Here is an 11634-nt window from a genome sequence, read left to right as displayed (position 1 = left end):
TTATTCCGTCTCCTCAGGCCGCACGGCGACCACCACGCCCTCGGCGATCCTCACCTCGGGCACGGCATCGCGGGTGAAGGGCAGATACCAGCTCGCGCCGGCCTCGGGTTGGATTTCCAGGAGGTCGCCCGCGCCGAAATCCTGGACCGAACGGATCCGGCCGAGCACCACGCCATCGGGGTCTCGGACCGACAGGCCCACGAGGTCGGTGATATAGAACTCGTCCTCGTCCGGCTCCGGCAGGGCCGTTCTGGGGACGTACAGCCTGAGGCCGCGCAGCGCCTCGGCTTCCTCGCGCGTCTCCACCTCGCGGGCGCGCGCCACCACGCCGCCCTTGGCCGCGCGCCCCGAGACCAGCGTGAGGGCGGGCGAGCCGTCCGCACGCTTCAGGTCCCGGTAGTCCATCAGGGCGAGGGCGTCGGCCGTGTAAGCCGTGATCCGCACCTCGCCGCGGACGCCGAAGGCGCCCGCGACCCGCCCGACCTCGATCAGGCCGACCTCGATCGGGCCCTGGTCCACGTCGCCTCAGGCCTGCTGTTCGCCTTCGGGCGCGGCTTCGGCGGCCGGAGCCTCCTCGGCGGCGGCTTCAGCGGCAGGCGCGGCTTCGGCGGCGGCCTCGACCGGAGCAGCCTCTTCGGCGGCCGGCTCCTCAGCCGGGGCGGCGGCTGCGGCGGCGGCGGCTTCGGCCGCTTCCGCCGCGGCGGTTTCCTCGGCGGCCTTGCGGTCGGCTTCGCGCTGCGCGCGTTCTTCCACGCGTTCCTTGGCCTTCTGGCCGGGTTCGCCCTTCTTCGGGTTGTTGCTGGCTTCCCATTTCACGACGCCGACCTTGCCCAGCTCGCGGGCGACGCGGTCGGTGGGCTGGGCGCCCTTCTTGATCCATTCCTGGATGCGCTCGACCTTCAGCACGACGCGGTTCGGGTCGTCCTTCTTGAGCAGCGGATTGTACGAACCGACCTTCTCGATGAAGCGGCCGTCGCGGGGCGAGTGGCTGTCGGCGACGACGATCGAGTAGTAGGGGCGCTTCTTGGCGCCGCCACGGGCGAGACGGATCTTCAGCATTTTCGTAAGTCCTTGGTCTGGAAGCTATTTCTTGAAGGGATTGAAGCCGGGAGGCAGGCCGCCCCCCAATCCGGGAAGTTTCGGCAGGCCACCGGGCATCGACTTGAGCTTGGCGGCCATCTCTTCGATCTGTTCGGGCGTGGGCTGCTGCCCGCCGCCGGCCATCTGGCCCAGCTTGCCCATGTCGAGCCCGCCGGCGCCCAGCATCTTGGCCATCTGGCCGAAGCCCTTGCCGCCGTTCTTGCTCATCGCCTTGAAGGCGTCGGCCATCTGGCGGTGCTGTTTCAGCAGGCGGTTCACCTCGGCCACGTCCACCCCGGCGCCGGCCGCGATGCGGCGCTTGCGCGAGGCCTGGAGGATGTCGGGCTTTTTCCGCTCCGCCTTCGTCATCGACGAGATGATCGCCACCTGCCGGTCGAAGGTCTTGTCGCTCAGGCCGCTGTCGGCGATCTGACGCTTCATCTTCTGGACGCCGGGCAGCAGGCCCATCAGCCCGTCCATGCCGCCCATGCGCTTCATCTGGCCGAGCTGGTCGGCCATCATCTCGAGGTCGAACTGGCCCTTGGCCAGCTTCCTGGCCGTGGCTTCCGCCTTGGCCATGTCCAGTTCCTGGGCGGCTCTCTCGACCAGCGCCACCACATCGCCACGGCCCAGGATCCGGCCGGCGACCCGCTGGGCGTCGAAGGCGTCCAGGCCATCGATCTTCTCCGAGACGCCCAGGAACTTGATGGGCAGGCCCGTGACCTGGCGCATCGACAGCGCCGCGCCGCCGCGGCCGTCGCCGTCGGCCCGGGTGAGCACCAGGCCGGTCAGGGGCAGGCGCTCGAGGAACGCCTTGGCCGTGCGCACCGCGTCCTGGCCGGTCAGGGCGTCGGCGACCAGCAGGGTCTCGGACGGCGTCGAGATCTTCGCGATCTCGGCCGCCTCGGACATCATCGCCTCGTCGATGGTCGTGCGGCCGGCGGTGTCGAGGATCAGGATGTCGAAGCCCTGGAGCTTCGCCGCCTGCATGGCGCGCCGGGCGATGTCGGGGGCGGACTGGCCGGCGACGATGGGCAGGAAGTTCGCGCCCGCTTGCTCGGCCAGCATGCCGAGTTGCTCCATGGCCGCCGGGCGGCGCGTATCGAGCGAGGCCAGCAGGACCTTCTTGCGGTCCTTGACCAGTTTCAGCGCCAGCTTGCCGGCGGTGGTGGTCTTGCCCGACCCCTGGAGGCCGGCCATCAGGATCACGGTGGGCGGGTTGAGCGAGAGGTTCAGGCCCTCGGGCTCGCCGTCTCCTCCCAACATCTCGACCAGGCCGTCATAGGTGATCTTGACCACCTGGTCGGCGGGCTTCACCGCCCGGATCACCGCCTCGCCGGTGGCGGCTTCGGTGGCCTTGGCGATGAAGTCGCGGACGACGGGCAGGGCGACGTCGGCCTCGAGCAGGGCGACGCGGATCTCCCGCATCACCTCGGCCACGTCCTTCTCGGACAGCACGCCGCGGCCGGAAAGCCGGTCGAAGACCCCTGTCAGCCGATCTGTCAGCGCGTCGAACAAACGCAATTCTCCTGTGGCCCAAACGCAGTTGACCCCCGTGCACGATTGCGTGGACGGGGGGCCTCGCCGCTCTCGTCCCATGCGATGGGGGTCGTAGCGGTGGAGGGCGCTGACCGAGGTTGGCGCCGGAAGGGCGCGCTTATGCGCTCAAGGGGCGATCAGGTCAAGGAACGACACTAGGCGCCGAAAATCATCCCGAACAGGGCGATGAGCCAGAAACCAGACCGACGCTCCAAACCTGAACAAGCCGTCGATGATAGCGCCGTCCCTCGTCGGTCAGCGCCGCAGCGTCAAGTATCATAGGGTTGAGCATCACGCGGAGCGCCGAGAGTTGGCGACCGCGTCGGTGGTCGAGGATTTTCGTCGTGAGCCAGAAGGTGACCAGCGTGGAAATGAGGAAAAGCACCAACGCGGCCTTGCTCACCAAGCTGACCCAACTCGTCAAGCGGACGGCCCTCCGCGACCTTTGTTCCACACGCGTCCGGTGACTTCCACAACGATCTCGCGGACTGGATGATGGTCGCGACCGCCCTGTATCTCGCCGTGGCGTGCTGAGCCCATTCACGTCCGAAAGCCGCCAGCGAAGATCGGCGAACGACGCTATCTTCCATGCATGACGCAGCCCGATCCCATCCGGTTCGCCCCCATTCGGTTCAACCTGTTCGACACCGCCATCGGCGTGGCCGGCGTCGCCTGGAACGATGTCGGCCTCGTGGCCTGCCATCTCCCCGAGCGCGACGCGGAAACCTGCCGCCGCGGCGTCCTGCGCCGGCTCCCCGATGCGGCCGAAGCCGAGATCCCCGACCGCCTCGCCGCGACCGTCGAAGGCGTCCGGCGCCTCATGCGCGGCGAGAAGGCCGACCTCACGGCCGCGCCGCTGGACCTGTCGCGCACGCCCGGGTTCCACGCGAAGGTCTACGGGATCGCCCGCGGCATCCCGCCCGGACAGACGATGACCTATGGCGAGATCGCCGAACGCCTGGGCGACAAGCTGCTGGCCCGCGACGTGGGCGCGGCGCTGGGCAAGAACCCCTGGCCGATCGTCGTGCCCTGTCACCGCGTGACGGCCGCCGGCGGCAAGCCCGGCGGGTTCTCGGCCCGGGGCGGCGTCAACACCAAGCTGAAGCTGCTGGCGATCGAGGGGGCGGCGGCGGCGGCCCAGGCCGACCTGTTCGCCACCTGACCAGCGTCTGCGGCGTCCTGGCCTCCGTATTGCTGCGTAGGGGGCGAACCCGACTGCCCGTCCGGCGTTGGGACTCCTAAGGTCCTCGCAGAATGCTGAAGCCGCTCGCCATCGCCGCCCTCCTGACCCTCGCCGCATCCGGCGTGGCGCAGGCGGACGTCTGCCGCGGCGAGGCGCCGATGGCCGGCGAGGAGATGCGCGGGCCTGTCCTGCACGTCCTAGACGGCCAGCGCCTGTGCGTGGCGCTCAGCCCCGATCCGAGGAATTGGGTCCCGGTGCGACTCGCCGACGCGCCCGAGATCGCGGAGGCCGGCCGCGGGGCGCTCATGGCCGCCAGCTTCGGCCAGGACGTCACCTGCCGCATCGTAGGCCGGGAAGAGGACGGCGCCGTCGCGATGTGCCGCACGGCGCGCGGGTCGGTGGGCGAACGGCTCTCGACACCCCGGATCGTCCGCGCCGGCCAGGTCTGGCGCTGAAGCTTCCGTCTGCACGGAATCTCCCCGGCGAGCCACGGTGACACCTGCGCCGACGCGCTCTAACACCGGGTCATGAGCATCGGCGTGTTCGATTCCGGCGTGGGCGGTCTGACCGTCCATCACCGGCTGGTGGAACGCTTCCCGCGGGCTGATTTCGTCTACCTCGCCGACCAGGCCAACGCCCCATACGGCGGCCGCCCCGGGGAGGAGATCGTGGATCTCACCCGCGCCGGCTGCATGCGCCTGTTCGACGAGGGGTGCAGCCTGGTGGTCCTGGCCTGCAACACCGCCGCCAGCGTGGCGCTGCGACGCCTGCAACAGACCTGGCTGCCGGGCTACCGGCGGGAGCTGGGGCGACCGGTCAATATCCTGGGTATCGTCGTGCCGACCATAGAGGCGGCGACCGGCCTGCCGTGGGAGCACGAGGCCGAGCGGCGCGGCGAAAAGGTCGAGAAACTGGATATCCTGGGCGTCTTCTCCACGCCCGCCACCGCCGCTAGCCGCGTCTACGAGATCGAGATCGACAAGCGCCGGCAGGACGTGGCCGTCTTTTCCGAACCCTGCCCCGAACTGGCTCGGATGATCGAAGCCGGCGCGGCGCGCGAGGCGCTGGCCGAGGTCATCTCCGGCCACGTGAAGGCGCTCACCGCCCGTATCGGCCGCGCCCCCGACCGCGCGATCCTGGGCTGCACCCACTACGAGATCGTCGCCGACCTGTTCCGGGCGGCCCTGCCGGCGGGGACGCCGCTAATCCGCCAGCCCGAGGCCACGGCCGACGCGCTGGAGCGCTACCTGGCGCGGCACCCCGAACTGGACCCCGGCCAGGACGCCCTTCGCCGATTCCTGACCACCGGCGCGCCGGGCGCGCAGAACGGTCTGGTTGAGACCTTCTGGGGTAGCCCGCTAAGTTTCGAACCGGCCTGAGGGCAGGCTACGGGAACATGGCGCGGAGAACGACGGTGCGTCGAACGAAAGCTGCGGCCGTGGCCGCCCTTTTCTGTATTGGGCCGGTCTGCATGGGGCCAGGCGCCGCCAGCGCCGAAGTGCTCGATACGGGGCCTCAGGGCTTCCGCCTGAAGGCCATGCGCCAGATCGCGGCGCCGCCGGGGCGCGTCTACGAGGCTCTGGGCGAGATCGGCCGCTGGTGGGACGGCGCTCACAGCTATTCGGGCAAGGCGGAGAACATGAGCGTCCGTCTCGAACCCGGCGGCTGCTGGTGCGAAGCCCTGCCGGGCGGCGGCGTCCGACACGGGACAGTGATCCTGGCCTGGCCAGAGCAGGGGATGCTGCGGCTCGACGCGCCGCTGGGGCCGCTTCAGGACGAAGGCGTCTCGGCCGTGCTGAGCTTTCAACTCAGAGCGAAGGACGGGGGCACCGAACTCACGGCCGCCTATCACGTCGGCGGAGCGCGGGACTTCATCCTGAAGGCCGCGCCCGCTGTCGACGGCGTCCTGAATGCGGCCTGGGACCGCCTCACGCGCTATGTGGAGACGGGAACGCCTGAGCCCTGACGGCGGCCTCGCCCAGAGCCGCATCCAGTCGCACGCCGTCACGATAGGGCGCGAGATCGGGCGTCGGGCTGCCGCCGAGGCCCATATCGGGCTCGGGGCGTGGTGTCCCGATGCGGGTCTCCACGGGGAACACGCCGCACCAGGCGGCCCAGCCCGCATCGGCGGGCAGGTCGGCCACCCCCGTCTCGCGGACCTTCGCCGAGGCCTCTTCGATCTCCATCTCGACCAGCGACGTCTGGGCCAGCTCGCCGTCCGTGGCCGGGCGAAGCTTCACCGAGCGACCGGCGTAGAGGCGGTCGATGAAGGCGTCCATCGCCCGGCGCTTCGTGGCCGCATCCTCGACGGCATGCGCGCGACCGAAAGCCATCACCGAACGATAGTTCAGCGAGTGGATGAACCCCGAGCGCCCGACGACGAAGCCATCCAGGAAGCTGACCGTGACGCACACCGGCGTTCCCCCGGCCAGCGTGCGCAGCATCCGGCTGGCGGCGGCGCCATGCCAGTAGAGCCGCCGACCCTCGCGCCAGTAGGCGGTGGGCGTCACGAACGGCTGGCCGTCGATCACATAGCCCACATGCGCCATCACCCCGGCGTCCAGCAGCGCGAAGACCGTCGCTTCGTCGTAGCGGGCGCGCTGAGGCCGCCGACGCACGCGCGAACGTGGCGTCGGCTGAAACGCCACGCCGTCGTCGGCCGGCGGGCTCACGACCAGACCCGCCCGAGCGGCGGATGTAAGGGCGACAGGTTCGGGTGGGACACGGCCATTTGCACGGCCTCCTTTCGGCGCGTTGGTCTATGCGCTACCTGGTCTGCTCGAAAGATCCACTTTACGATAGAATATCAGACCACCCGGAGGATCCATGAGCTGGGCCGACGTCTATCCCTGGACCGCGCCCACGCCCGGCCGGCCCGTCGTCAGGCAGGTCTACGATCAGGTGCGCGCAGCCATCCACGCCGGCGCGTTGAAGCCGGGCGGACGGCTGCCCTCCAGCCGCGACCTGGCGGCCCGTCTGGGCGTGGCGCGGGCGTCGGTGGTGGCCGCCTACGAGCAACTCCTGGCCGAAGGCTATGCCGAGGGTCGCGCCGGTTCGGGAACCTATGTCTCGGCCGACCTGTCGGGGGTGGCCGAGGTCGCTGCGTCCAGGGTGGAGTCCGACCGCCTGATGGCGCCGGCTGCGGCGCCGGCGCCATCAGAGGTTCTGGGACGCCTGAGCCTGCCCGAGGCGCCGCTGGCGGCGCGGACGTTCTCGAACGGCCGCACGCTGATGGATGCGCGGGCTCAGGACGCCTGGTCGGGCTCCACGCGCCGCGCTCTGCGGCGGCTGGACGCAGAACACTTCGGCTACTCCGATCCGGCGGGCGACCTGGGTCTCCGGACGGCGATCGCCGACTACCTGCGGGCCGCGCGCGGGGTGGTCTGCACACCGGAACAGGTGATCGTCACCAGCGGCGCACAGCACGCCGTGGACCTGGCCGCGCGCGCGCTGCTGAATCCCGGCGATCGGGTGTGGCTGGAGGACCCCGGCTATCCGAACACCTGGCAGGCTCTCCAGGCGGCCGGGGCGCGGGGCGTGCCCGTCCCCGTAGACCGTTCGGGTCTCGTCGTGTCCGAAGGCGTCGCACAGGCGGACGACGCCAAGGCCGCCTTCGTCACGCCCTCGCACCAGTTTCCGCTGGGCGTGGCCATGTCGATGGCGCGTCGGCTGGAACTGATCGCCTGGGCGCGCGAGGCCGGGGCCTGGATCGTGGAAGACGACTACGCCTCGGAGTTCCGGTACGCGGGCGCGCCGCTCGCCTCGCTTCAGGGCCTGGATGGCGGCGAACGCGTCATCTACGTGGGCACCTTCAACAAGTCGCTCTTCCCGGGCCTCAGGCTGGGCTACCTCGTCGCGCCCCACGCGTTGGCCGCGCCCCTGTCCGCCCTGAGGCGCCTGGCCGACCGGCAGCCCCCGACACTGACTCAGGCCATCGTGCGCGACTTCATGGAGAGCGGGCAGTTCGCCGGCCACATCCGCCGCCGGCGGCTGGCCTACAAGGCCCAGCGCGACGCCCTGGCCCAGGCGCTGGACGCACAGCTCGGGGACAAGCTGGACGTCGATACGCCCGACCAGGGCATGCACCTCATCGCCTATACGAGGAACGGCCTGGCGGATGGCGAGGCCGAAGCCCGAGCCCTGGCGGGCGGAGTGACCGTACGGGCCATCAGTCCCCTGCACCATGCGGCGCCGGCGCGGCAAGGCCTGCTCCTGGGGTTCACCGGCTTCCCGGCCTCCGCGATGGACGCCGGCGTGGCGCGCCTCGCCGCAGCGCTGAGGTAGGGGACGCGACAAGGACCCGGACGACGCTCAGGGGGAGAAGGACGGCGCCGCCCGGGTCACGTCGGAGGTCGCGTGGTGTGCTGGCGCGACCTTCGGCGGAAGAGGTCGCCGAAACCTCGACGACCGCCAGGACAGGTAGGTAGGCGCAGCTTCGATACAATTCCAATCGATAGTTTTTGCGATTGGAATAGAGTAACCCTATGATGCGCGAATGCTCCCGACCATCCGCCAACTCCAGTACCTGAAGCTGCTCGCCGAGCACGGCGCCTTCGGGCGCGCGGCCGACGCGGCGCACGTCACGCAGCCGACGCTCTCCGCCGGCATCCAGGAACTGGAGCGAACCCTCGGAGCGCCTGTGGTGGACCGCGCCCGGACCGGCGTCATCCTGACGCCGGTGGGCGAGGAGGCGCTGCGTCGTGCGACGGTGATCCTCAACGAGGCCGAGGAACTGGTCGAGGCGGCCAAGAACGCCGGCCAGCCGCTGACCGGCCGCTTCCGCCTGGGCGTGATCCCGACCATCGCCCCGTTCCTCCTGCCCGGCGCCCTGCCGTTGCTGCGCGAGCGCTACCCCAAGCTGCGCCTCTTCCTGCGCGAGGATCTGACCCAACGCCTGATCGCCCAGCTCAAGGCCGGCCGACTGGACGCCGCCCTCATCGCACTGCCGTTCGACATGGCCGGCCTGGAATGGGCCCATGTGGCCGACGACGAACTGCTCGCCGCGACGCCCGCCGACCATCCCCTGGCGCGGCAGGCGTCGGTGTCGTCCCAGGATCTCGAGCGAGAGGACCTGATCCTGCTCGAGGACGGCCACTGCCTGCGCGAACATGCGCTCTCAGCCTGCAGACTGACGCCATCGCGCGCGGGGACGAGGGAGGAGCCATTCGCCGCCACCTCGCTGCCGACCCTGGTCCAGATGGTGGGCTCGGGCCTGGGGGTCACCTTCCTGCCGCAGATGGCGGTGAGCGCGGGGCTCGCCGAGGCTGCGCATGTGGCGGTGCGTCCCATCGAGGCCGATCACCCGGCCCGGGAGATCGTAGTGGCCTGGCGCGCGGGCTCGAACCGCCGGGCCGAAGGCCGGCTGCTCGCCGATCTGTTCCGGGACGCCCGCACCGGCGTCCAGGCGTAGCCAGAGACGCCGGCCCGGGTCGCGTCGGGGCAGCGTCGCGGCGAACTGTTCCACGATCCAGTCGGCCTGCCCGTCGGTCAGGATCAGCGGCGGGGCGATGCGGATGGTGTGGTCGTGGGTCTCCTTGGCCAGCAGGCCGTGGGCCTGCAGCGCCGCGCGCGCCACCGCGCAGGCCAGCGGGTTGCCGCCTTCAGCCGCTGGAACACCGGCTCCTCGCCCTGGCGCTCGGGGTGACGGAAGCGTGCGGGCGTCACCGTTCCGTCCAGCACCACGCCGGCATTGGCCGGGAAGACGAGGTCCGGCAGGCCCTTCACCGCGCCGATGGTCTCGACCTTCGCGCCCAGGCCCTCCAGCGCCCGCCACAGTGCGTCCGAGCCGGCCCGCGCCGCCTGCGCATCGGCGTCACCCCAGGCGTCCGGTCTTGATCCATGGATTGATGCGGTAACTGACGTCGAAGCCGGCCGGATCGGTCATCAGGAAGGTGGGGTGGTCCATGCGAGCTCCTGCGCGGCGCTGGATCCCCGATCCTCCCTCCAATGTCTGCTAGCGAATAGCGTTCGACCTGATACGTCGTGCGCATCGAATTGGCGTATCGTCAGATCGGAGTGGCGAATGATCGACGCCCTGGACCGCGAACTGATCGGCCTGCTGCGGGCCGACTCCCGCAAGCCGGCGGCCACCCTGGCCAAGGCGCTGAACGTCTCGCGCGGCACGGTCCAGAACCGCATCGACCGCCTCGCCCGCGACGGCGCGATCCAGGGCTTCACCATCAAGACGCGTCCAGACACCGCCGACGGCGTGCGCGCCATCATGACTATCGCCGTCGAGGACGAGCGTTCGGGCGCGGTGGTGCGCGCCCTCCGGGGCCTGCCCGAGGTCGCCGCCGTCCACACTACCAACGGCCGTTGGGACCTGGTGGCCGAGCTGGCGGTCCAGACGCTGTCCGCCTTCAGCGATGCGCTCGACAGCAACAGCCGGATCGAGGGCATCGCCGCCACCGAGACCTCGATCCTTCTCGCCACCCAGAAGCTCTGAGGCGCCCATGGGCCACGCCTGGACCCTCTCGCAACGCGAGTACGCCCGTCACGAGGCCCGCCGCGGCCGCCGCTTCGCCTTCGAGACGGTGAGCCCCCGCGCCACCGCCCTCGTGGTGGTCGATATGGTCCCCTTCTTCGCCGACCAGAACCCGTTCTGCCGGGCCGCGATCGCCCCGATCAACGCCCTGGCTGCGGCCCTACGCGCGGCCGGCGGCGCGGTGGCGTGGGTTCTGCCTGCGCCCGAGCCCTTCGAAGACCTGTCGGTCGCCTTCAATGGCGCGCAGGGCGCCGCCGCCTATCGCCGCTCCGGCGGCGAAGGGCCGCTGCCGGACCGGCTGTGCCCCGGGCTCGCATCGGCCCGCGAAGACCTCTTCACCGAGAAGCGGGCCGCCAGCGCCTTCTTTCCCGGCCGCTGCGACCTGCACCTGCGCCTGGCCGCGCGGGAGATCGACACGCTGATCGTGACGGGGACCGTCACCAACGTCTGCGTGGAAAGCACGGTGCGCGACGCCCGCACCCTCGGTTACCGCGTGATCGTGGTCGCCGACGCCTGCGCCGCGCGCACCGACGCCGAGCACAACGCCGCCCTCCACACCATCTACCGCTCGTTCGGCGACGTCCGTCCCACGGACGAGGTCCTGGCCCTCATCGGCGGGGCCGGATTTCCGCCGAACGCCGAGGGGCTCTCCCCATCCGCAGACGAGGAAGGCTAAGATGGTCCCATGACAACCCCCGCACAGGCCTGGGCCGAAGCCGCCGAGCAGAGGCTGCTGGACGAAGCCCTCCGGCTCGCGCCGGTCCACGGCTGGACCCGCCGCACCGTCGGGCTGGCCGGCAAGGCCCTGGGCATGTCCGAGGGCGAGACCGGCCTGCTGCTGCCCCACGGCCCCGCGGACCTCGCAGCCCTGCTCTCGCGCCGGCACGACGCCCGGGCGCTGGCGGCCCTGGCCGATGTCCATCCGTCGAACCTGAAGATCCGCGAGCGCATCCGCCGCGCGGTCGAGGCGCGGCTGGACGCCGCCGCCCCGGACGAGCCGGCGCTGCGTCGCTGGATGGGTTTTCTGGCCCTCCCGCAGAACCTGAGCCTGGGCTCACGGCTTGCGTGGGAGAGCGCCGACGTCCTGTGGCGCTGGGCGGGCGACACCGCGACAGACGAGAACCACTACACCAAGCGGGCCATCCTGGCCGGCATCCTCTCGACCGCAGGAGCCATCCGCAGCGCTTCCGGCCGCAAGGAGGCCCTGGCTTTCGTGGATCGCCGCATCGAGGACGTCATGCGTTTCGAGAGCTGGAAGGCGACCACCGGCCTGAGGCCCGGCGCCTGGATGGGCGGCCTCGCCGAGCGCCTGGCCCGCGCGCGCTACGGCGCCTGACGCAAAAGACAG

Annotated in this window: 14 protein-coding genes; 9 read left to right on the top strand and 5 right to left on the bottom strand. The window is 70.8% G+C overall.

The window, feature by feature from the left end; genetic code table 11:
- From rimM to ABS78_RS03310, 4 genes are all read right to left on the bottom strand, one after another.
- A complete protein-coding gene (rimM, locus tag ABS78_RS03325; RefSeq protein WP_293375462.1) occupies positions 1 to 504 on the bottom strand; it encodes a ribosome maturation factor RimM in 504 nt (167 codons plus the stop codon).
- A gap of 21 nt (positions 505 to 525) precedes the next feature.
- Positions 526 to 1059, bottom strand: coding sequence for a 30S ribosomal protein S16 (gene rpsP, locus ABS78_RS03320; protein ID WP_293374855.1), 534 nt, complete (start codon positions 1057 to 1059; stop codon positions 526 to 528).
- Positions 1060 to 1083: 24 nt separating this feature from the next.
- Positions 1084 to 2598, bottom strand: coding sequence for a signal recognition particle protein (gene ffh / locus ABS78_RS03315; protein ID WP_293374853.1), 1515 nt, complete (start codon positions 2596 to 2598; stop codon positions 1084 to 1086).
- Positions 2599 to 2788: 190 nt separating this feature from the next.
- The gene (locus ABS78_RS03310) at positions 2789 to 3043 is read right to left on the bottom strand and encodes a hypothetical protein (protein ID WP_293374851.1); all 255 of its coding nucleotides are present in this window, start codon (positions 3041 to 3043) and stop codon (positions 2789 to 2791) included.
- Positions 3044 to 3211: 168 nt separating this feature from the next.
- On the opposite strand from ABS78_RS03310, the gene ABS78_RS03305 reads away from it, so the two are divergent.
- From ABS78_RS03305 to ABS78_RS03290, 4 genes are all read left to right on the top strand, one after another.
- Positions 3212 to 3781, top strand: a complete 570-nt coding sequence (locus ABS78_RS03305) for a methylated-DNA--[protein]-cysteine S-methyltransferase (RefSeq protein WP_293374850.1) — start codon at positions 3212 to 3214, stop codon at positions 3779 to 3781.
- Positions 3782 to 3873: 92 nt separating this feature from the next.
- The gene (locus tag ABS78_RS03300; protein WP_293374848.1) at positions 3874 to 4257 is read left to right on the top strand and encodes a hypothetical protein; all 384 of its coding nucleotides are present in this window, start codon (positions 3874 to 3876) and stop codon (positions 4255 to 4257) included.
- Positions 4258 to 4329: 72 nt separating this feature from the next.
- Positions 4330 to 5181 (top strand): aspartate/glutamate racemase family protein, encoded by an 852-nt coding sequence (locus ABS78_RS03295; RefSeq protein ID WP_293374846.1) that lies wholly within the window; start codon positions 4330 to 4332, stop codon positions 5179 to 5181.
- A gap of 35 nt (positions 5182 to 5216) precedes the next feature.
- A complete protein-coding gene (locus ABS78_RS03290; protein ID WP_293374844.1) occupies positions 5217 to 5768 on the top strand; it encodes an ATPase in 552 nt (183 codons plus the stop codon).
- On the opposite strand, the gene ABS78_RS03285 is transcribed toward ABS78_RS03290, so the two are convergent.
- The gene (locus ABS78_RS03285) at positions 5731 to 6474 is read right to left on the bottom strand and encodes a pyridoxamine 5'-phosphate oxidase family protein (protein ID WP_293374842.1); all 744 of its coding nucleotides are present in this window, start codon (positions 6472 to 6474) and stop codon (positions 5731 to 5733) included. The two genes, ABS78_RS03290 and ABS78_RS03285, sit on opposite strands and share 38 nt — an antisense overlap.
- A gap of 154 nt (positions 6475 to 6628) precedes the next feature.
- Here ABS78_RS03285 and ABS78_RS03280 point away from each other — a divergent pair, with 154 nt between their 5' ends.
- The 5 genes from ABS78_RS03280 (at position 6629) to ABS78_RS03260 (ending at position 11622) form a co-directional block, all read left to right on the top strand.
- On the top strand, positions 6629 to 8086 hold the full coding sequence (locus ABS78_RS03280) for a PLP-dependent aminotransferase family protein (RefSeq protein WP_293374841.1): 1458 nt from the start codon (positions 6629 to 6631) through the stop codon (positions 8084 to 8086).
- A 211-nt stretch (positions 8087 to 8297) separates the two neighbouring features.
- Positions 8298 to 9212 carry a hydrogen peroxide-inducible genes activator gene (locus ABS78_RS03275; RefSeq protein ID WP_293374839.1) on the top strand — a complete coding sequence of 305 codons (915 nt, stop codon included), beginning with the start codon at positions 8298 to 8300 and terminating at the stop codon, positions 9210 to 9212.
- A gap of 612 nt (positions 9213 to 9824) precedes the next feature.
- Positions 9825 to 10247, top strand: a complete 423-nt coding sequence (locus ABS78_RS03270; RefSeq protein ID WP_293374837.1) for an Lrp/AsnC family transcriptional regulator — start codon at positions 9825 to 9827, stop codon at positions 10245 to 10247.
- A 7-nt stretch (positions 10248 to 10254) separates the two neighbouring features.
- Entirely contained in the window at positions 10255 to 10962 is a 708-nt protein-coding gene (locus ABS78_RS03265) for an isochorismatase family cysteine hydrolase (RefSeq protein WP_293374835.1), read from the top strand.
- 9 nt (positions 10963 to 10971) lie between these two features.
- A complete protein-coding gene (locus ABS78_RS03260; RefSeq protein WP_293374833.1) occupies positions 10972 to 11622 on the top strand; it encodes a COQ9 family protein in 651 nt (216 codons plus the stop codon).
- The last annotated feature ends 12 nt before the right edge of the window (positions 11623 to 11634 follow it).

The sequence above is a fragment of the Phenylobacterium sp. SCN 70-31 genome (genome assembly GCF_001724605.1).
In the GTDB taxonomy this organism is placed as follows: Bacteria; Pseudomonadota; Alphaproteobacteria; order Caulobacterales; family Caulobacteraceae; genus Phenylobacterium.
This window is presented reverse-complemented; position numbering and strand designations above follow the sequence as displayed.